The sequence below is a fragment of the Luteimonas sp. WGS1318 genome, assembly GCF_043187535.1.
Classification (GTDB): domain Bacteria; phylum Pseudomonadota; class Gammaproteobacteria; order Xanthomonadales; family Xanthomonadaceae; genus Luteimonas.
This window is the reverse complement of the sequence record NZ_CP171131.1, coordinates 337,953-359,409: the sequence shown is the minus strand read 5'-3', so window position 1 is coordinate 359,409 and position 21,457 is coordinate 337,953. Positions and strand designations below refer to the sequence as shown.

At 63.0% G+C, this 21,457-nt stretch carries 15 protein-coding genes; 5 read left to right on the top strand and 10 right to left on the bottom strand.

Annotated features, from left to right (window positions below; all coding sequences use genetic code 11):
* Positions 1 to 285: 285 nt before the first annotated feature.
* Positions 286 to 654, top strand: a complete 369-nt coding sequence (locus ACF3M1_RS01500) for an excalibur calcium-binding domain-containing protein (RefSeq protein WP_394003256.1) — start codon at positions 286 to 288, stop codon at positions 652 to 654.
* Positions 655 to 822: 168 nt separating this feature from the next.
* Here the strand turns inward: ACF3M1_RS01500 and ACF3M1_RS01495 are convergent, their stop codons facing one another.
* From ACF3M1_RS01495 to ACF3M1_RS01485, 3 genes are all read right to left on the bottom strand, one after another.
* Positions 823 to 1,170, bottom strand: a complete 348-nt coding sequence (locus ACF3M1_RS01495) for a hypothetical protein (protein ID WP_394003254.1) — start codon at positions 1,168 to 1,170, stop codon at positions 823 to 825.
* A 110-nt stretch (positions 1,171 to 1,280) separates the two neighbouring features.
* On the bottom strand, positions 1,281 to 1,916 hold the full coding sequence (locus tag ACF3M1_RS01490; protein WP_394003252.1) for a hypothetical protein: 636 nt from the start codon (positions 1,914 to 1,916) through the stop codon (positions 1,281 to 1,283).
* A gap of 350 nt (positions 1,917 to 2,266) precedes the next feature.
* Entirely contained in the window at positions 2,267 to 2,887 is a 621-nt protein-coding gene (locus ACF3M1_RS01485; RefSeq protein ID WP_394003250.1) for a hypothetical protein, read from the bottom strand.
* Positions 2,888 to 3,349: 462 nt separating this feature from the next.
* Between ACF3M1_RS01485 and ACF3M1_RS01480 the strand changes: the two genes are divergently transcribed.
* A complete protein-coding gene (locus ACF3M1_RS01480; protein ID WP_394005145.1) occupies positions 3,350 to 3,913 on the top strand; it encodes a transposase in 564 nt (187 codons plus the stop codon).
* A 155-nt stretch (positions 3,914 to 4,068) separates the two neighbouring features.
* Here ACF3M1_RS01480 and ACF3M1_RS01475 read toward each other — a convergent pair whose 3' ends face one another.
* The gene (locus tag ACF3M1_RS01475; RefSeq protein ID WP_394003248.1) at positions 4,069 to 4,431 is read right to left on the bottom strand and encodes a hypothetical protein; all 363 of its coding nucleotides are present in this window, start codon (positions 4,429 to 4,431) and stop codon (positions 4,069 to 4,071) included.
* Positions 4,432 to 4,486: 55 nt separating this feature from the next.
* Complete coding sequence (locus ACF3M1_RS01470) at positions 4,487 to 7,522, bottom strand: hemagglutinin repeat-containing protein (protein ID WP_394003246.1); 3,036 nt, start codon at positions 7,520 to 7,522, stop codon at positions 4,487 to 4,489.
* 23 nt (positions 7,523 to 7,545) lie between these two features.
* Between ACF3M1_RS01470 and ACF3M1_RS01465 the strand changes: the two genes are divergently transcribed.
* A protein-coding gene (locus ACF3M1_RS01465; protein ID WP_394003244.1) for an IS3 family transposase occupies positions 7,546 to 8,660 on the top strand; the annotation gives its coding sequence in 2 pieces (ribosomal slippage) (positions 7,546 to 7,798 and positions 7,798 to 8,660; 1,116 coding nt in all).
* A 485-nt stretch (positions 8,661 to 9,145) separates the two neighbouring features.
* Positions 9,146 to 9,325: a hypothetical protein gene (locus ACF3M1_RS01460; protein WP_394003242.1), complete on the top strand. Its 180-nt coding sequence runs from the start codon at positions 9,146 to 9,148 to the stop codon at positions 9,323 to 9,325.
* A gap of 68 nt (positions 9,326 to 9,393) precedes the next feature.
* Here ACF3M1_RS01460 and ACF3M1_RS01455 read toward each other — a convergent pair whose 3' ends face one another.
* From ACF3M1_RS01455 to ACF3M1_RS01440, 4 genes are all read right to left on the bottom strand, one after another.
* Complete coding sequence (locus ACF3M1_RS01455) at positions 9,394 to 9,834, bottom strand: imm11 family protein (protein WP_394003241.1); 441 nt, start codon at positions 9,832 to 9,834, stop codon at positions 9,394 to 9,396.
* A gap of 157 nt (positions 9,835 to 9,991) precedes the next feature.
* Complete coding sequence (locus ACF3M1_RS01450) at positions 9,992 to 14,293, bottom strand: hemagglutinin repeat-containing protein (protein WP_394003239.1); 4,302 nt, start codon at positions 14,291 to 14,293, stop codon at positions 9,992 to 9,994.
* A gap of 320 nt (positions 14,294 to 14,613) precedes the next feature.
* Positions 14,614 to 15,078 (bottom strand): SMI1/KNR4 family protein, encoded by a 465-nt coding sequence (locus ACF3M1_RS01445; protein WP_394003238.1) that lies wholly within the window; start codon positions 15,076 to 15,078, stop codon positions 14,614 to 14,616.
* Positions 15,079 to 15,086: 8 nt separating this feature from the next.
* Positions 15,087 to 18,824: a hemagglutinin repeat-containing protein gene (locus ACF3M1_RS01440; RefSeq protein WP_394003236.1), complete on the bottom strand. Its 3,738-nt coding sequence runs from the start codon at positions 18,822 to 18,824 to the stop codon at positions 15,087 to 15,089.
* Between the two features lie 347 nt (positions 18,825 to 19,171).
* On the opposite strand from ACF3M1_RS01440, the gene ACF3M1_RS01435 reads away from it, so the two are divergent.
* Positions 19,172 to 19,870 carry a class I SAM-dependent methyltransferase gene (locus ACF3M1_RS01435; protein ID WP_394003234.1) on the top strand — a complete coding sequence of 233 codons (699 nt, stop codon included), beginning with the start codon at positions 19,172 to 19,174 and terminating at the stop codon, positions 19,868 to 19,870.
* A gap of 310 nt (positions 19,871 to 20,180) precedes the next feature.
* On the opposite strand, the gene ACF3M1_RS01430 is transcribed toward ACF3M1_RS01435, so the two are convergent.
* Complete coding sequence (locus ACF3M1_RS01430; protein ID WP_394003232.1) at positions 20,181 to 21,287, bottom strand: hypothetical protein; 1,107 nt, start codon at positions 21,285 to 21,287, stop codon at positions 20,181 to 20,183.
* Positions 21,288 to 21,457: the final 170 nt, after the last annotated feature.

Sequence of the window (21,457 nt, the reverse complement as noted above, 5' to 3'; positions counted from 1 at the left end):
CCTCATCGATGAAGGCGCGACCCTAGCGCTGCGGGCCGGGAGCGGTGGTGAATACGGGGATGGCCGCGGCGGCGCGTGGACGGCCGGTCCATGGCACGGCGTCGCTTTCACGCCCTGGGGCGCCGCATCACGCCGGGCGGGCGGTGCGGGAACCGACCTCGACGTACGACGACGGCCCATCCCCGACCCAGCCCGCGGCGCCGGGCCCACCTGCCGCAACATGCGGCGCGAGGCCTGTGGCACGAACGATGCAGACTGCGAGGGACCTCTCGCCTGCCGACCGCCATGCCTGCCCTGCCCCAACGCCTCCAAGTCGTGCTCGGCGCACTCGCCGGCATGCTCGTGCTCGGCACCGCCCACGCGCACGGCGGTGGCCTCGACCGGCACGGCTGCCACAACGACCGCAAGAACGGCGGCTATCACTGCCACCGCGCGGCGGCGCCGGCACCCGCGCCCGTCCCATCGCTGGCCCCGCGCCCCGCGCCATTGCCAGCCCGCGCGGCCCAGCCATCGCCCGCGCACCACGTGTTCCGCAACTGCAGCGAAGCCCGCGCCGCCGGCGCCGCCCCGGTGCACCGCGGCGATCCCGGCTACGGCCCGCATCTCGATCGCGACAACGACGGCGTGGGCTGCGAGCCGCCCCGCGGCCGCTAGGCAGGTCTGAACACCTCCGCCCTTGCTCGTCATTCCCGCGAACGCGGATGCGCTTTTCAACAGCCGAACGGCTGGCGAATGCAGTACGGTCCGACTCGATCGCTCGAAGACGCGGGATTCCCGCGTTCGCGGGAATGACGGACGTGTCCGGAGGATCCCCAGGTCGCGTCAGGACTCGAGCGTTTCGTACTCGCGCAGGAAGGTCTCGAGCGGCACCAGCGTCTTCGGCGGCAGATCCTCGTCCAGCAGCGGCGCGGCCTCACGCCGCGCATCCAGCCAGCGCGTCATGAACCGCTTGGCCTGCTCCGGTGACGCCGCGGTGCCGACATGTTCCCGCCGCCGCCAGCGCAGCCAGTAGCGCCCGCCCGGATACACCGCGCCCACCGTCTCGCCATTCCAGACCAGCAGCCAGACCCCGGCGCCCGGGCGCCACGCATAGCGCACCGGCGTGGCCCTCGGCACGCGCCGGACCACCGCGATCTCTTCGCGCAGCATGGGGTTGGTCTGCCATTCCATCGGCGCAGCGTGGCGAGCGGGCGACGCAGCGGCTGAGACGCGGCGAACGGGACGTGCTTCAGACCATCGACACGGACCCGCCCCAACGCGGCTTTCCGCCAATCCGGGCATCAGGCGTCTGCGGCGGTATCTGCCTCCGTTGCCGCCGGGCCGCACGTCGTCTCGGCCGGGCGCGCGACCGGCACGCGCTGCAGTTGCCCGTCCACCTCCACCAAGCGGTGCACGATCAGCACGCAGGCGTCCCGATCCCAGGAGGCGCGCGCCTCGTAATTCGCGTTGGCCTCGGGGACGAAGCTGCCTGTCACGTTGCAGAAAGACGTCTCCTTGGTGTTCGGCATGCCTGTGCCGGCAATCCCCGGCCGTATCTGCTCCGTGTAGAACGCGAACCTGGCGGCGATGGGCTCGCCCGGGCGCGCCGCGATCTCGACGAAGTGCCTCGGCGTATCCGCCATCTTCGGCATACCGAGATCGCGCGTTCGCTGACCGCCCAGCTGCGGCCCCGCAGGATAGCCGCCGCCCGGCACGTCCAGCCGCGCGCATGTGCTGTTCGGATACACCTTGACGTTGACCGAACCGATCAGACGGATGTGCGCCAGATCCTCGCCCGTGGGTTCCGCATAGCGCGACAGTTCGCTCTTGAGCGTGCTGGCCACGAAACATCCGCTGAGCGCAATCGCCATCCCGACCACCGCTGTTGCCCGGCACGCGTCACGCAGCGTGCCCGCCAGATCAACACCCTCTTCCATGCAACCACGCTCCATAGGCTCAAGCCGCCATGATGCCTCACTCAAGATAAGCAACAGGTCGGCGGGCATGGATCGGCGCGGATGTGGCCTGCGGTGATCGCTGCGGGCAGCGGCTGGTGGACGCCGCGACGCCCAAAGAAACCGAGACCATTCGACTTCACTTGCAGCGCCAGCATCGCTACGGTCCCGACCGCTTCCGTAGCGCCATCGAAGACCAGCTCGGGCGCGCGCTCGGACCTGGCAAGCCGGGGCGCCCCAGGACGGCGCGCTTGGATGGATCAGAACCTCCGGAGCAGACGGAAATCGCACTATGACCCCTGCTTTCCCACTGACCAATGTTCTGCCCCTATTTACAAAGAGCGGATAGGAACCAACGGCCCTTCATTCCAAGGCACCCCATACTTATCGAAAATATCCTCAAGTTCTTCGATTAAACCCAAATTCAACTCTGGCCATTCATTCGACAGCCTCCAGCCTGCGGCACGTGAGATTGCAGCGCACTCGAAAAGTTGTTTTGCCAAAAGCAAGGCAGCATCCGCATCCTTGATTCCGTTGGCCGGAAAACGTTCCGGGCTTATCTTTGCAGTATGCATCCAATGCGCCGCAAGATCTTCCGCCGCATCTGCATTTAGCAATCCGTACTTGGATACGATCAGCCCCCCCTTGTAACTGCAGCGGATGTCCGAACCGTACCAGACAACCAGATCGTCGGGATTCTTTCCGCTCTCATCAAACGGATCAACCAAAGACAAACATTTTACATAATCCTGGATTTCGTTATGCCCTAAAAGCGACGGATAAGTTTCTGCAATTTCGCAAACCAGAAACCTGTAATACCTGTCCACAATACGCTGCCACTGATCGCGATCATCACCCCCTCCATATGCGAATGAAATAGGAGATATGTCATCTGTAGCCATGGTTATCAAACATTCCTGCAACCATTTCGCATCATCAATTGACATTTTCATTGCCCGCTCCTCGCATTCGGTCCCGCAGCGCCTTTCTCTGGAAACTTTAATTTTGGCGACCTCCCTCCATTTCCAAGCCGGAGCGCTGGATTGTTAACTTCCACGGTGGCGGTGGTTTCTCGGGTCGATGTGCTGGCAAGCCCTTGAGGGCGCAACGTTACGGTCGTTCCGCTCTCATTTGCGATCCAAAACAGGGGTCAGAGTCCAATTTATCTGACGGCGACATCAGGTACCACCTGCTGTTGCGGGTCCAGCCCGAGTGCAAGCGTGGCGTGCCCTTCCCTTGAGCACACCCATGCCCCGCGGCCCCGCGCATCGATCTGCCGGATGTTCCTCAGCACGTGGTCCAGCGGGGGAACGATCGCCAGCCATGCTTCTTCACGGACGACGATTACGTCCGGTACCTGCAGGATCTGCGCGAGCTTGCGCTGGCGCGAGCGCAGAATCCACGCCTACGTCTTGATGACCAACCACGTCCACCTGCTGCTCACGCCAAAGGCCCTCGGCGATGTCGGCAGATTGATGCAAGCGCTCGGCGGACGCTACGTCCGCTACGTCAATGACCGCTACCGCCGTACCGGCACCTTGTGGGAACGGCGCTTCAAATCCAGCCTGGTGACCGGGGACGACTATCTCTTGCGCTGCCAGCGCTACATCGAGCTCAATCCCGTGCGCGCGCGGATGGTCACCGATCCCGGCGACTACGCATGGTCCAGCCATCGAGGCACCGCATCGGCGCACCGCGATTCCCTGCTCATGCCACATGCGGGCAACCATGCGATTGGCGAAACGGACGCACTCCGACGTGAACGCTGGAGACAACTGGTGCTGGACGCCGTGACGCCCGAAGAAACCGAGGCCATTCGACTTCACTTGCAGCGCCAGCATCTCTACGGTCCCGATCGCTTCCGTCGCGCCATCGAAGCCCAGCTCGGGCGCACGCTCGGACCTGGCAAGCCGGGGCGCCATAGGACGGCTCGAGCGGATGGATCAGAACCTCCGGAGCAAACGGAAATCGCACTCTGACCCCTGTTTTTCCCTATCTCCGCAAGGAACACCTCGTGCCGGGTGCGCTTGCGCTGGCCCAGAGCCTCCGCATCACCAAACGAGAGCTGCATCGATTTCTTTGCGGACGTGGTGCCGTAATGTTGCCCAAAACACCGGAGTTGTTCAGACCTTTTCTAATCGATCAGGAACACCTCATCAATAAGTTGCTTAATCGCAGCGGAGTTGCCTTCAACAATATCAACATAGCTTGACAAGCTTTCCACCAATTTAGCGTAACCAATAACGGCGGACACCCCCATAGCAAGCAAACCATTGAACTCGTCGCTATCCTTGGTTATCAACGCACGCCAATTCAAAGGCAACTTTAAATCCACAACGCAAAACAGGTTTGATGGAACAGCAATTGCACACCCCACGCCATCATAAACTAGAAAATCAATCCTGTCTTTAATAATTATCAACCCTAGCACCAGGTATTCCCCACCCTCAACTATAGGGCCATAAGAAGTAACATCAGTTTCCCCAAGATGACGCATATGAGGCGGAACACCCTTCCCGGTAACACATATACATTTAGCGATCATACTCCACCTATTTGAATTTTAAGTCGTCAACTCGCCCTGTATTGGAATTTCGCAGATAATGGATCTCTACGCCATTAACATTTTGCGACCATTTTACCCAGCCTTCTGAACCAGGCCACCTCGGATCGGTCATAGGCACCGGAAGCGGCCTACCGTTCTCCACATTAGAACGCACCTGATCCATCGCAAGTTTTTCTTTAAGATTGGCCGGGGTAGTTCTGCCAGTTGATCCAAGACCCAAGGGAACAGGACTTACACCGGTTGCAGCATGATGAGTGCTATTTCCTGTCACACCCGAAACAATCCTGGCGGGCCTTAAGCCACTGAAGCCCACACTTCCCCCATCCATAGGCAAGCCTTCAAATCGCGCTTTACTGACTGCCCAGGAAAGAGCGGCCTCCACCTCGGGAGTGACCCTGCCATCTGCTGGAAGCGAGTTACCGGCAGCGCCAAGAGTAGCGCTAATAACAGCGTTGTTCTCAGAAGGGTTGAATGCTGTGGAGGATAAATTCCTTGCCGCAGCGAAGATGCCCGCAAGCGCTGTTTGCCCGCCGGCGCCCAGCCCGCGATCGTGCCCGGCATCGGACAGTGCCACATAGCTTCCCCTCACCCCCGAAATGATGCCCGGCAAGGGTCCAAGCATGTCGTACAACCCGCGTGTCGCTGGCAGGAATTGGCTGTTTACCCAGTGCTGGCCATAGCTAGTTGTGTTACGGGCATCGAATAGCATCCCGCCGCCCGTGGCCAAGCCGGGGTTGTTCCAAGCGACCTGAGTCAAAAACGCTGTGGCTTGGGGGTCATCGACAAGGCGCACTGCCCACGAGGAATCAATCTGCTTCAGGCTCTGTGACATCAGCCGCAGCGTCGCTTCCTGTACCTGCTCTGGCGTCGGATCTTCACCGTTCGCAAGCAGCCTTGCAAACTCCTCAGCGTTCCTCTCAATCAGCATTTTCTCGTTTGGATGCAATTGCCGATTGAACTGCTCCCCCATAAGCGCTGTAGCTGCACCCGCGCCACCACCGATCGCAGCGCCGACTGCCAGGCTTCCCAACTCCATCAGCGTCTTGCCTTCCGGCGAATCCGGATGGATGCCGTTGGCGTCCAAATATTCCTGCATCTTCACGGTGGCCAACTGGCTGGCTGCAGCACCTGCCAAGCCTTGCAGCACATCACCGCCGCCCAGAGCCGCGACCGCGGCACCTGTCATTCCGTGCAGCAGCGCCCTCTCCCGGCCACCTTCTTCCCAGCCCATGCGATCCGCAATATCACCTGCGGCGCGGAATCCAACCTCCCCCGCCACCTGTCCCATCTCGATCCGCTCGGCGACCTTCCGCTCGTCGAAGATGGTCTTCAGCCCCTCCTGCTGCAGTGCGGTCACATCACGATTCAGGCCACTGAGATCCACCGCACCATCGCGCACCTCGATGGTGCCCACGGCGACACCAGCCCGCGTGGTGCTGCTGGCACTGTCGGACTGGGGCAGGCTCAGCCCCGGGCTGAAACTGCCGGAGCTTCCCTTGTCGTTGCCGCTGGTTCCGGCACTGAAACTGATGCTCGATGCCTTGTACTCGGCGCGGTTCTCGAGATCACTCCATCCCAGCGTTCCGGTGCTCAGGCGGTTGTTCGTGCTTGCGCTGGCGAGCGCTGCCCCGTCGAGCTGCGTGTGCCCGCCCACCTCGATGTCGAAGCCGCCGCTGCCGGCCTGCACCCCGGTCTGCTCGCGCACGCTGAGGTATTCGCTGTTGACCTTGCTCTGCGAGAACGCGATGTTCGCGCTGCCGCCACCCGCGCCGATCGCCGCGCTGCCCGAGATCGAAGTGTCCTTGCGGTCGAAGGTATCGGCGTCCTGCTCGCTGATCAGGGTGAAGTTGCCACCCACGCGGCCGGTCACTGTTTCACCGATCAGCTGCGCGCCCTGCAAGGTGGTGTCGTTGCCGCTGACGAAGGTGAGCCCGTTGGCGGCCGTCACCACCGTTTCGTTGTGCACGAGCCCGCTGCCGTCGCCGCGGCCCTTGGCCATGGCGGCGGCGACATAGACACCGATGCCGGCCTCGGTGCCGATGGTGATGCCGACCTCGCCCGACTGCGACTCGCTGCGGCTGGTATGCGTGCTGACGTCCTGGCTGCTCCGCAGCAGGATGTCGTTGGCGGCCACCAGGGCGATGTTGTCACCGTCGATCGTGCTGCCCACGACCGCCAGGTCACCCGAGCGCGCGACGATGCTGACGTCGCCCTCGCTGCCGATACGGCTGCCGGTATGCGTGTTCTGGGCCAGTTCGCTGGTGCTGGTACTGCTGCTGGCGCCGTAGCCGATGCGCAGATTGATGCCGCTGCTGCCGCCACCGCCTGCGGTTTCCTGATTGGTGTTCCCAAGCGCCGCGAATTGGCTCGAGGCATCGGTGGCCATATTGCCGGCCCCCGCGAACGTCTGCCCCGCCTTGGCCGCATACAGCGCGGCCAGCCGGTCGTCGTCCACCTCGCTCGCACGACGCGCCGCGCCGTAGACGGCCATCGCGGTATCGATGACGCCACCACTCAGGCTGATGTTCAGCCCCGACTGCCGCATGGTCTGCCGCTCTTCGACCGTCATCGTGCTGTCGGCCGCCACGATCGCGACGTTCTCGCCACTGATGCCGATGCCGGCCTTGGACAGCACGTCGGAACCGACGATGGCGACGTCGCCGCCGGCCACGATGTCCACGCGCCCGGCGCTGCTGCCGATCAGGCTGCCGATGTGCGTGGTTTCCTCGATGTCGGCGGTGTTGCGGGTCTCGCGCGTGCCCCAGGTGACCCCGATGCCGCCGCTGCCGAACAGGCCGGACTTCCGCGTCTGGGTGTCGTGCGTGGCGCTGTAGGTTTCCTGCGCGCCGCCGATCAGCAGGTCGCGGCCGGCCATCAACGAGACGTCCCCGGTGCCCGCGACTTGGGCCGCGATCAGCGACATGTCACGGCCTGCGGACAGATCGACGGTCTCACCGCTGATCGTGGTGCCGCGTAAGCTCCCCCACCTGACAGACACCGCATAAGTAGATCTTTCTGGCATCGTTTCCTCAGCCAGGAGGTTCCATGCGCACATCGAAGTTCACCGAGACGCAGATCATCGCGACGCTCAAGCAGGCCGACGCAGGCGTGCCGGTCAAAGACATCTGTCGCCAGGTCGGCATCAGCACCGCGACGTACTACCAGTGGAAGAGCAAGTACGGCGGCCTGGAGGCCTCCGAGCTTCGGCGGGTCAAGGAGCTCGAGTCCGAGAACGCCAAGCTCAAACGGATGTATGCCGAGCTGGCGCTCGACAACGCAGCGATGAAGGACCTGATCGCAAAAAAACTCTAGGGCCGGCGCGCAAGCGCGAGGCCGTGCGGTTCCTCGTCGAGGTCCACGCGCGGCCGCTGCGCCGGTCCTGCGCATGCGTCGGTTTGTCGCGAGGGGCGTGGTACGCGCCGCCTCTGGATTGGACGGTGCGCGATGCCGAGCTGATCGCTGAAATCGCGCGCTTCGTTGAGGCGCACCCCAGCCGCGGCTTCTGGAAGTGCAGCAACCATCTTCGCAAGCAGCAGCCGGCCTGGAATCCCAAACGAATCTATCGCGTGTACAAGGCCATGAAACTCAACCTGCGCCGCGCCGCCAAACGGCGCCTGCCCAAGCGCGAGCGGGTGCCGCTCTATGTGCCGAGGCTGCCAGACACGGTCTGGTCTGTCGATTTCATGAGCGACGCGCTCGCCTGCGGCAGACGGTTTCGCACGTTCAACGTCGTGGACGACTTCAACCGAGAAGCCCTGCACATCGAAGTGGACACGTCGATCAACTCGCAACGGCTGGTCCGTGTGTTCGAGCAGATCAAACGCGATCATGGTTTGCCGCAGGTCGTGCGCTCGGACAACGGTCCCGAGTTCTTGGGCGAAGCGTTCACCAACTGGCTCAAGGCGAACGGCGTGGCGCTGCAGTACATCCAGCCCGGCAAGCCGAACCAGAACGCCTTCATCGAACGCTTCAATCGCACTTACCGCGAAGAAGTGCTGGACCAACATCTGTTCGCCCGCCTCGACGACGTCCGCGAAGCCACCCACTGGTGGACGATCGACTACAACGAAGCACGACCCCACGACTCACTCGGCGGGCTGACGCCCGTCGAGTACCGCCACCAACACGCCCGAAGTTCTATTTTTGATGTGTCTGCTTGACGGGGGAGCTTACGGACGCCGACGCGTCGGATTCGACGCCGTAAGTGGCAGCCTGCACCAGCTGCAGAAGCGGGAACCGGCGGAATTAGCAGTAACCGGGGCGAGGAAGTAAACCTGACCCCGTTACTGAGATGCCGGCCGCGTACGGCCATGCCGGTGGCCTCGCCGGTCGCAGTGCAACGCACGTGCGATGATGCAGGCGCAGGGCAGCGCGGCGCAGCCGCGCTGCCCTTTGAATGCCGAGCGAGCGCGCCGGGTTCACGACTGCAACGCGGTCAATCGCCTCTGCCGTTGGCATGGCTGTTCCAGATTCACTTCCGACGCGACTGACCAACCTGCTCACTTGAAGACGCCAGGCCTCGCCTGCTTTTGCCGCTCGATCTCGCGTGCAAGAGCGAGGCCTGGTCCTTCATCATGATCTTGAAAGCCAGTACACCGGCGCGCGTTATCGTGCAAACGCGAGGGCAGCGAATATCCAGCTGAGCATGAGCAAGCCCGGCATGCCGTACGACAATGCGATGGCCGATAGTTTATTCGCAACGCTCAAGCTGGAGCTGATGGACGACAAGCCATTCGAAAACCGCGGGCGCATGCACTTGGCCTTGGACTATCGTTCGCCGATGCAGGCGGAGCGGGAATATCAATCGGTCAGACCTGTATCCTGACTATCTGTCTGTGGAACGCGGGCCGACCCACTCTGACCCCCATTTCCGCTCCGAACACAAGAAGACAGTCAGGCCACCGTCACCCGATCACCATTCACAGATTCAAAAATTGCTCCAACCACACCTGCCCGCTCGAAACGATCCCTCACCTCCTCGCTCACCACGATAGCGCCGATATAGCCCATAACTCTGAATATGTGAGAGTCTCCAATCTTCTTAGGGTCGACAACCAGGTTGAAGAAAGATTGATAACTTCCCGACAAGTCCGGACGAACCGGATCCTTGGAGTCAAACTTGATGAAATCCGATCGTTCTTCGTCGACACAATCGATCTGAGTTTCTATTATCATCAGAAAATAATTTCTTCGAGCTGATTGAGGCTCGATATTAATAGGCGCAAACACAACATGTTCATAAGGCGCATCTACCTCGGGAATACCCAGAAGCGATTGGACTGCGCTTTCGCTAAGCACCGGCACACTCGCGTAGCCCGCCAAAGAGTAGTCCACTTCCCGACCCTCGAACCGAGTATCGATCGTGTAGCTCCCAGGCTCCATGAAATTGACAGGCGGATTGATTAGGAGCCAATTATCAACATCCCGGACATCACCCAGCCTCCACTTACCATCCACTGTGAAATCGCTTCTGAGTAAATAATAATTCACTTCAATCCCCGGGGTTAGTTAACCACTTATTGATCTGGCTGCCACGAATAACTGCTTCCGACTTTATTCTATTCAACGTTCCTGTGACAGCCAAGTTATATTCCGAGGTGTTTGGAGTCAAGCCCCTGGTAGCCTGATCGAGACGGCCGTACACGTGCTGATGATAGGCCTCCGGATGTGGCCCTCGATGACCTGGCACCTCAACCAAATTCTCCATCGCTCGATTAATATCCAAGCCCGCGCCATCGAAGAAATGTTGAAATTCTCGAGTCCAGGGTATTTTTCCATTGGAGCCGACCTCGCATTTGTTTGTGCAAATATGATGGATCTGGACAGAATCGTATCTAGGAGGCGCACTAACTGGCGTTCGCCCGCCCTCAAAAGTGACATACCCCCCGCTACTGTCACGGAATATTGGCTTTCCGTCAGGCGAGTAATTTCCTGTCGAATTATAATGCGCACGTAGTGGACCCACGACGTGAGCCGACCCATCAGGATTCAGACTAAGGGTATAGCCATCGGGAACCTTGTAGTCCGGTGATGGAAGTGACAAGCGCGGGTTCGGCGGAGGCACTGCGGGCGGGGCAAGGTCATTGAAAGCTTTACCGCTTATCGCGATCTCTTCCTGCGCATTTTTTACGACTGCCGCCGCTCTTCGCTCGGCTAGTGCCGCTTTTGCGAATGCGTTGACCTCCGTTCCTCCGAAGAATAGACCAGCTACGTCAAAACCAACCTTGCCTTCGGTATTTCCCTGCATGAGGACATCGTAGATATCCCACTGCGGCCCGCCTAGCGCATTGTTTTGCAGAGCGCTACCTATGTCACCGAAGTAGCTCTTAGCGCTCCCCAATAGTGCTTGGCGCATGTCTCTTGATTTCGCCTGCTCCAGTTCGATATAGGCGGCTAAGCCATGCTCATTGACGTATTCGAGCGCGCTCCAAACCCTTAAGCCTTGGACAACAGTGTTAGATTCACCCAGCAGTTCGCCTAAACCTGTGACAGTGTCAACTGCTCGACCACCTATGCCTCCGACCTGGCCAGCCCCGACTAAAGCAGCACGCATCGCTTCGTGACGCAGAGCGCTTGCCACATCACCTTGCGCGAGTAGTTGAGCCGATCCAAACTTGCTGCAGTTACTTCCTGCATTTGCGCAGTCAATTTTCCAGACTAGATCCCCGGTTGTTGTCTGCGTAACGATATTCCGGATCAACGATTCGTTCTGTATTTCCTGGCCAGCAGACCACAACGCGCGTCCATTACTCGCCATCCAGCTCAGGTATTCCAGCTGATTGCTCTGGTGATCGCGTGCTGCTTCGATGGCGCTCTGCAGCGCCCCTTGGCACGCGCTGCTTGCCCGATCCGCACAGGCGTTTCGAAGCACATCGTTGCGACTTTCGGAGAGCACCTCTAACTCAGCCGCTCGCCCGCAGGCCTCGCCGGCCTGCGCGCAGGCAAGCGCCGCCTCCAGGTACGCCATGCGCTCTGCATGATTGAGGTAGTTGTTCTGGGTAGCCGAGAGCGCGACTGCAGCTCCAGTTCCGCCGCCCGTTACCGCGCCCACTGCGAGACTCCCGAGCTGCAACATGCTGTCGAATTCGGGCGTGCCTGGGATGTAACCGAGGCTCAGCAAGTAGCCGTGCATCGCGTTACTTGCGACCTGGTTCGCGACCGCGCCCGTCAGACCCTGGAATGCATCTCCACCTCCGAGTGCGGCCATTGCTGCGCCTGTAACACCGTGCAGCACCGTCTTTCCGTATCCGCCCTCACTCCACGCGTTCACTTTTTTCTGCGCAGCTTCAATCGCGGAAGGATCACCCGATACCTGGGCAGCCTCTAGTTCTGCCGAGGCCCGATCTCGCATATGGGCCGAAAGATCACCGGCTAGCTGAAAGCCGACTTGTCCCGCAATCTCACCCATCTCCATCCGCTCGGCGACCTTCCGCTCGTCGAAGATGGTCTTCAGCCCCTCCTGTTGCAGTGCGGTCACATCACGATTCAGTCCACTGAGATCCACCGCACCGTCGCGCGCCTCGATGGTGCCCGCGGCGATACCAGCCCGCGTGGTGCTGCTGGCACTGTCGGACTGGGGCGGGCTCAGCTCCGGGCTGAAACTGCCGGAGCTTCCCTTGTCGTTGCCACTGGTCCCGGCACTGAAGCTGATGCTCGATGCCTTGTACTCGGCGCGGTTCTCGAGATCACTCCATCCCAGCGTGCCGGTGCTCAGGCGGTTGTTCGTGCTTGCGCTGGCGAGCGCTGCGCCGTCGAGTTGCGTGTGCCCGCCCACCTCGATGTCGAAGCCACCGCTGCCGGCCTGCACGCCGGTCTGCTCGCGCACGCTGAGGTATTCGCTGTTGACCTTGCTCTGCGAGAACGCGATGTTGGCGCTGCCGCCACCCGCGCCGATCGCCGCGCTGCCCGAGATCGAGGTGTCCTTGCGGTCGAAGGTATCGGCGTCCTGCTCGCTGATCAGGGTGAAGTTGCCACCCACGCGGCCGGTCACTGTTTCACCGATCAGCTGCGCACCCTGCAAGGTGGTGTCGTTGCCGCTGACGAAGGTCAGCCCGTTGGCGGCGGTCACAACGGTCTCGTTGTGGACGAGCCCGCTGCCGTCGCCGCGACCCTTGGCCATGGCGGCGGCGACGTAGACACCGATGCCGGCCTCCGTGCCGATGGTGATGCCGACCTCGCCCGACTGCGACTCGCTTCGGCTGGTATGGGTGCTGACGTCCTGGCTGCTCCTCAGCAGGATGTCGTTCGCGGCCACCAGGGCGATGTTGTCGCCGTCGATCGTGCTGCCCACGACCGCCAGGTCACCCGAGCGCGCGACGATGCTGACGTCGCCCTCGCTGCCGATACGGCTGCCGGTATGCGTGTTCTGGGCCAGTTCGCTGGTGCTGGTACTGCTGCTGGCGCCGTAGCCGATGCGCAGATTGATGCCGCTGCTGCCGCCACCGCCTGCGGTTTCCTGATTGGTGTTCCCAAGCGCCGCGAATTGGCTCGAGGCATCGGTGGCCATATTGCCGGCCCCCGCGAACGTCTGCCCCGCCTTGGCCGCATACAGCGCGGCCAGCCGGTCGTCGTCCACCTCGCTCGCACGACGCGCCGCGCCGTAGACGGCCATCGCGGTATCGATGACGCCACCACTCAGGCTGATGTTCAGCCCCGACTGCCGCATGGTCTGCCGCTCTTCGACCGTCATCGTGCTGTCGGCCGCCACGATCGCGACGTTCTCGCCACTGATGCCGATGCCGGCCTTGGACAGCACGTCGGAACCGACGATGGCGACGTCGCCGCCGGCCACGATGTCCACGCGCCCGGCGCTGCTGCCGATCAGGCTGCCGATGTGCGTGGTTTCCTCGATGTCGGCGGTGTTGCGGGTCTCGCGCGTGCCCCAGGTGACCCCGATGCCGCCGCTGCCGAACAGGCCGGACTTCCGCGTCTGGGTGTCGTGCGTGGCGCTGTAGGTTTCCTGCGCGCCACCGATCAGCAGGTCGCGGCCGGCCATCAACGAGACGTCACCGGTGCCCGCGACCTGGGCCGCGATCAGCGACATGTCACGGCCTGCGGACAGATCGACGGTCTCACCGCTGATCGTGGTGCCGACGGCCAGCGTCTCGTCCACGCGGTCGTAGGTCGTCGTGCGTTTGGACGAGAACAGGCCGGACTTCTTGGTCTGCGTGGTCTGCTCGAAGTTGTGCTGTTCCTCGGCCGCGATCAGGCTGAGGTCACGCCCTGCGCCGATGGCCACGCCACCCGCGTCCGAACCAACATACGCCGCTTCGAGCGTGACATCCCGCCCGCCCACAATGGCGATGTCCCCGCCTGCGGTGAGTTCCGCGCCGCGCACCGTCTGGTCGAATTCACTGCGCTGGTAGCTGCCGCGCCGGACTGCGCCCCGGCTCTCGACGCTGCGTTCGTCGACGACGGCCTGGATATCGACATCGCGTCCGGCGACGAGGGCGAGTGCGCCACCGGCGTCCACCCGGCTGCCCTGCAGCAGCGCATCGCGGCCGGCACTGAGCGACGCATCGCCGCCGGCCTGGATGTCGACCACCTGGTGGGTGGTGATGCTGCTGGAGCTGCGGTTGTCGGCGATCTTGCGGGTGTTGGACAGTGCCTCGAGCCGCAGATCCTGCCCGGCCTGCAGCACGACGTTGTCACCGCCCGCCAGCTGCGAGGCCTGCAGCGTCAGGTCGCGTCCGGCCACGAGCGCCAGATCGCCACCGGCATCGATGCGTGAGACCGAATGTCCGCCGACCGCATTGGCGCTGGCCTGCAGCGTGAGGTCACGGCCCGCGGCCACGAACTAAACTCCACTCTGACCCCTGTTTCGGCATCTCTACGGCCCCGATCGCTTCCGTCGCGCCATCGAAGACCAGCTCGGGCGCGTGCTCGGACTTGGTAAGCCGGGACGCCCGAGAATGGCTCGGGCGGATGTATCAGAGCCTGCGGAGCAGAAAGGAATTGCACTCTGACCCCTGCTTCTAACCCTGTTTCGGCCCTCGATACCGTTCGCCGATGCAGGCAGAGCGGGAATATCAATCGCTCAGAGCTGCATCCTGACTACTCGTCTGTGGAATGCGGGCCTACCCACTCTGACACTAATTTCCCGAACGGGGGAGCTTACGACATGTGGCAAATTATTCGCTCGCACAAATAATCGTAAAAATCAGAAGCGTACTCAACGCTCTGGCCAGAAGGCAAGCGCATTCTTACCGGACACTCGCCATTGGAAAAAAATTTGTAATCTAAATAAAATACTTCTCCCATATCAGTCTCACTAACTATCAAGCTATCCGCTCCGATCAACCCACTACTCCTAGACTGTAAGTTTTGAAACACAATATCGCCACCATTCGCGCTTTCAAAATCTATGCCGTACACACTATATATCTCTTCTGACCCAATCTCTCCGCCGCGGTAGTTACTGAGGAACCATTTATAGGAGTCCGTGAATTGAAGCCCGAGTCTTTCCTCGGCCATAGAAATCCATTCATCACCAACCCAGTCCGCGCCGGATCCAAAGTTAACAATTGCCGAATTATCAGCGATTACTTCTTTAACTTTAAATTGCTTAATGTTATTCATGGTTTTCATTAAAATCCAGCAGCCCGATCTTTCCAATACCTAGCCTTCCAAGCATCGAATTGCGACAGATTAATCCCGGAAGGAATTGAACTCGGATTTATATGGATGGTCCGACTGTTAATCCGATGGAACGTTTGGGTCATCTCGGCCAATGGCCCGTCCTGCGACTGGGTCATGTGGTGAAGATTGACAAACTTGCCGTCCGTTCCCATGGGAGCTCGCCCAGAGGCCATGCGCTCTATATTTGTGCCAGTTACGCTTTTACCTCCTTCAATCCACGTTGTCTGAAGACCGGGATCAAATAGATCGTTCCGCTGGTATACCTTATTGCCGCCAAAATTAACAGGATCGCTTGTCCAGAAGTTTCGCTGTTGTATGAAAGCAGGGTTTAATTGCGAATCAATTCCAGATCCTGTTGCCGGTGGAGGGACACTCCCGTCAGCAACGTGAATCGGCTTCTGATGCACGACGTCAGCCGCGACGGGGCGGGAGGTTAGCAGCCTACCTCCGAACTTTGCCGCAAAGGTGCCTAGCAAGGAAGCCCCAACGTTTCCTGCTAAATCAACCGATGGATTCTGAGCCCCCCAGTGAGTTGCCGGCAGGAACGAGTCAATTACTCGTTGCCCCTGCGTGCTGTTGTAAGGCGCGAACAATTCCTGAGAAGCTTCCCAACCGTCTTTTGCAGAATATCCCGCCAACGTGAACATGCCGATTGGCGCAATACAGCCGACAACGGTAGTACACGCAGGAGAACTTACGACTCCGCCCGCCACACCACCGACAGCGCCGGCGGCGCCCCCAACAGTTCGGATTCCGCTACCCACCTGGGACACCCATCGGTCCTGCGACAGCAACCAATCGTTACTTGCATCTAGATCGGAATATCTGAATAACCCTGTTGCGAGAAGAGTGCTTTGCTCTGCTGTGTACCTCTCGCCTTTAGCTTGCAGAGCTACGAGGTTCGCGTAATTCGGATCGCTTGATGGCACGCCTTCCGCACACTTGGCCAACGCGCACGCTGCCGCATCCAGGCGTGATGCCGCCTCAGGTGACGCATCCTTCTTAAGGCCTTCCAGTACTTTCGCTTCATCAAGATGCAACTGTCGATTGAACTGCTCTGCCAACAATGCCGAAGCGGCGCCGCCTCTGCCCCCCAACGCTGCACCGACTGCCAGGCTCGCCAGTTCTGCGAGGTCATTGAACGCCTTGGTGCCTTCCACCAGCCCGCCTGCTTCGAGAGCCGCTGCAATGGCCTTGAAGGCAATCTGGTTGCCAGACGCGCCGAGTGCGCCGTCGAGCGCATTTCCGCCCGTCAGCGCAGATACCGCAGCACCCACCGCACCGTGAAGAAGGGTCTTTTGAGGACTACCTTCCTCCCAGCCTGCGCGTTCTGCGAGTGTGCCGGCCGCGTTGAACGCCATCGGCCCCAACATCCCAGCAAGCTCCGCCTGCTCGGCCACTTTGCGCTCATTGAAGATGGTGTCCAGGCCGGCCTGCTGTAGAGCGGCCACATCGCGATTTAACCCATCAAGTGCGGTCTCATCGCTGCGCACCTCGATGATCCCTGCGGCGATACCGGCGCGGGTCGTGCTGCTGGCATCCCCTGACTGCGGAAGGCCGAGGCTCGGCGAGAAGCCCCCACTCGTGCCTGCAGTGACGGAAATACTGGACGCGCTGTACTCGGCACGGTTCTCCAGGTCGCTCCAGCCCAGCGTGCCGGTGCTCAAGCGGTTGTCCGCAGTCGCGCTTGCAAGCGCGGCACCGTCGAGTTGCGTATGACCGCCGACCGCGATATCGAAGCCGCCACCGCCGGCCTGCACACCGGTCTGTTCGCGCACGCTGAGGTAGTCGCTGTTCACCTTGCTCTGGGCAAGCGTGACACTAGCGCTTCCGCCACCGAAGCCGATCGCCGCGCTGCCCGAGATCGAGGTGTCCTTGCGGTCGAAGGTATCGGCGTCCTGCTCGCTGATCAGGGTGAAGTTGCCACCCACGCGGCCGGTCACCGTTTCACCGATCAGCTGCGCACCCTGCAAGGTGGTGTCGTTGCCGCTGACGAAGGTCAGCCCGTTGGCGGCGGTCACAACGGTCTCGTTGTGGACGAGCCCGCTGCCGTCGCCGCGGCCCTTGGCCATGGCGGCGGCGACATAGACGCCGATGCCCGCCTCGGTGCCGATGGTGATGCCGACCTCGCCCGACTGCGACTCGCTGCGGCTGGTATGCGTGCTGACGTCCTGGCTGCTCCGCAGCAGGATGTCGTTGGCGGCCACCAGGGCGATGTTGTCACCATCGATCGTGCTACCCACCACCGCCAGGTCGCCCGAGCGCGCGACGATGCTGACGTCGCCCTCGCTCCCGATGCGGCTGCCGGTATGGGTGTTCTGGGCCAGCTCACTGGTGCTGGTGCTGCTGCTGGCGCCGTAGCCGATGCGCAGATTGATGCCGCTGCTGCCGCCACCGCCTGCGGTGTTCTGATCGGTGTTCGCAAGCGCCGCGAATTGACCCGAGGCATCGGTGGCCATATTGCCGGCGCCCGCGAACGTCTGCCCGGCCTTGGCCGCGTACAGAGCAGCCAGCCGGTCGTCATCCACCTCGGTCGCACGGCGCGCCGCGCCGTAGACGGCCATCGCGGTATCGATGACGCCACCACTCAGGCTGATGTTCAGCCCCGACTGACGCATCGTCTGCCGCTCTTCGACCGACATCGTGCTGTCAGCCGCGACGATCGCAACGTTCTCGCCACTGATGCCGATGCCGGCCTTGGACAACACATCGGAGCCGACGATGGCGACATCGCCCCCGGCGACGATGTCCACGCGGCCGGCGCTGCTGCCGATCAGGCTGCCGATGTGCGTGGTTTCCTCGATGTCGGCGGTGTTGCGGGTCTCGCGCGTGCCCCAGGTGACCCCGATGCCACCGCTGCCGAACAGGCCGGACTTCCGCGTCTGGGTGTCGTGCGTGGCGCTGTAGGTTTCCTGCGCGCCACCGATCAGCAGGTCGCGGCCGGCCATCAACGAGACGTCACCGGTGCCCGCGACCTGGGCCGCGATCAACGACATGTCACGGCCTGCGGACAGGTCGACCGTCTCACCGCTGATCGTGGTGCCGACGGCCAGCGTCTCGTCCACGCGGTCGTAGGTCGTCGTGCGTTTGGACGAGAACAGGCCGGACTTCTTCGTCTGCGTGGTCTGCTCGAAGTTGTGCTGCTCCTCGGCCGCGATCAGGCTGAGGTCACGCCCGGCGCCGATGGCCACGCCGCCGGCGTCCGAACCGACATACGCCGCTTCGAGCGTGACATCCCGACCGCCGACGATGGCGATATCACCGCCTGCGGTCAGTTCCGCACCGTGCACCGTCTGGTCGAACTCGCTGCGCTGGTAGCTGCCGCGGCGGACGGCGCCCCGGCTTTCGACGCTGCGTTCGTCGACGACGGCCTGGATATCGACATCGCGTCCGGCGACGAGGGCGAGTGCGCCGCCGGCGTCCACCCGGCTGCCCTGCAGCAGCGCGTCGCGGCCGGCACTGAGCGCCGCATCGCCACCGGCCTGGATGTCCACCACCTGGTGGGTGGTGATGCTGCCGGAACTGCGGTTGCTCGAGAACGTCTGCGTATTGGACAGCGCTTCGAGGCGCAGGTCCTGCACTGCCTGCAGCACAAGGTTGTCACCCGCAGCGAGCTTCGAGCCCTGCAGCGTGAGATCGCGCCCGGCGACGAGCGCGAGATCGCCACCGGCATCGATGCGCGACACCGAATGCCCGCCGAGCGTATTGGCACTGGCCTGCAGGGTGAGGTCGCGGTCTGCTCGCCTACGTCGCGCCGCAGTGCTTCGTCGCGGCGACGACGGCGTTCCTCGACGGCGCGGAGGCACCTGCGCGCTGCGAGGAACCCGATCCGCAGTAATCGGCGCCTGCCGACGTCGAGCGCCGCGGCTGGCGGCCCATCGCCGCTGTCGGAGGTGGTGTCTCGAAGGGCCGGGGCGCGCATCGCGTCGCGCGTCATGTCCCCCAGCATCGTCGCAGGCACGCGGCCGCGTCATCGTTGACTTGACGCCCTCGGTAGCATCGAAGGTGATCCCATGGCTCAAAGGTGTCCGCGATGCAGCCCGACGAACTCGTTGCCCTCTTCGACCAGCAGGCGCCCGGCTACGACCGGCAATGGGCCAGGACCGCCGCGATCCGCGACGGCATGTATCTGCTGCTCGAACCGCTGCTGGCCGGACTGCCGGACGACGCCCGCGTGCTGTGCGTCGGCGTGGGCACGGGCCAGGAGCTGGCGCATCTGGCGAAGGCGTGTCCGCGCTGGACCTTCGTCGCCGTCGACCCCTCGGGCGCGATGATCGACGCCTGCCGCGCACGCGCCCAGGCCGAGGGCTTCGCCGCGCGGTGCCGCTTCCACCACGGGTTCCTCGACGCATTGCCCACCGAGGCGCCATTCGACGCCGCCACGTGCTTTCTGGTGTCGCAGTTCCTCGTCGACCGCGCCGCCCGTGTGCGCTTCTTCGCCGAGATCGCCGCGCGCCTGCGTCCGGACGGGCTGCTGGCGAGTTCGGATCTCGCGTTCGACACCGCATCGCCCGCCTATGACGTGCTGCTGCCCGCGTGGATGCGGATGATGGCGATGGCCGATGTCTCGCCCGAGGCGCTGCAGCGCATCCGCGAGGCCTACGGCCGCGATGTCGCCGTGTTGCCGCCGCGCGAGGTGACGGCGATGCTCGAAGACGGCGGTTTCGCAACGCCCGTGCCGTTTTTCCAGGCCGGGCTGATCCACGGATGGGTGAGCCGCACGCCGGCGTGACGGGAGAGCGCGGCGCGCCCGTCCATCACCGGGAGGTCGAACAGCGTTACACGCTCTGCTTGGATCCATGGGCGACGTCGCGATGTGCGCCCTGAGCCAGCCACACATCGCCGGAACATGCCCAGGCTGGAGATGCGCCGACCCGCGCGGCTGATCCGTGCAATCGCGCCTCGCCGCGCCTGGCACCGAAGCATCGCGCGCCCCAGAGCAGCGTGAGACGCCGCATGGCATGTCCGGATGGACATAACACGCACGCCGCATGGTGCGCCCGGTGGCTGTGACACGGACGCACCGCGCGCGACCGATGATCTCATTCCGGTGCGCAGCGGCCTTCTGCGATCCGCCGGCGCGCCGCGGGCAGCGCGTCGCCGAGGGGCACGTCGCAGGCCGCATGCGCGGCGTCGAGCACGCGACGCTGACCACGGCTGCTGCGTCCGCGCAGCGCCGTAGTCGTGGTCATCAGCGCCAGCACGGCGTGCTGCATGGACGCATCGGCACGGGCGAGACGCGCGCGCACGTCCGGCCACTCGGGCACACGCGGCTCGATGTCGAAGGCCTCGCCCAGGTGCGCGAGCAACAGGTCGTAATTCGGATGCGCATCCTCGGCCGCAATGACCAGCTCCGCCACGGCATCCAGGGCGAGACGCCGGCCGTCGTCGTCGAGCTGCGCGCGCTCGAGCGCCGCGACCGCTTCGCGCACCGCCAACGGCCCGGCCGCCCGCACGCGTGCCTCGCGAATCACCCACCACGCGATCAGCGCATTCCAGCCCGCAAACACCGGCACCGCCGCGAACGGCAGCAGCACGCGCAGGCCGCTGCGCGCCAGCACGCGACGGGCGAGGATGCGCACGATGAAGCTCGTCGCGCCGACCTTGATGCGGTACAGCGCGGTGTAGGCCAGCATCTTCAGACGCGAGGTGCGCGCGTAGGGATCGAGACCGTGCAACGGGCGGCGCGGATTCGGAATGTCGAGCGCCGCGCGCGACAGCCCCGTCGTCAGCACGTCCTCGGAATCGCCGTTGGAGAACGACAGCCCGGCCGCGTCGGCGATGCCTGCCACGCAGCGCAGCAGCACCCAGTACATCGCCAGGATTTCCAGCAGGCTCAACAGCAACGCGATGCCGCCGTACCACGCCCAGTACGCCACGTCGCTGCCGGGGGACAGCAGCGACGGCTCGCCGCCGCTGACCAACGCGTCCTGGAGCCAGAGATCCGCCGCGCCGATCAACGACGCGGAGACCGCACCCGCCAGCGCACACAGGCCGATCGCCCACGCCTGCAACCGGCGGATGCGCGCGCGATCCGCGTCCCGCCACGGCCGCAATTCGCTGTCGTCGCGACGGCAGCCGCGGCGCAGGAAGGCCAGTCCGGTGCGCTCGACGACGTTGAGGCGTTCGGCGTCTGCTTCGGTCTCCACGGTGCTCCAGGGCGATGAGGTCGGCCGAGTCTAGCGGCCGTCCTGGCAAGGCCGGATGCAGACCGTCCTGCACGCATTGCGCGACGGGCGCGCAACGCGTTCGTGCCCGACGCGGCCAGCGCGTACCGACAGCCACACGCGGCGCCGCACCGTTGCGCGGCGCCGCTACC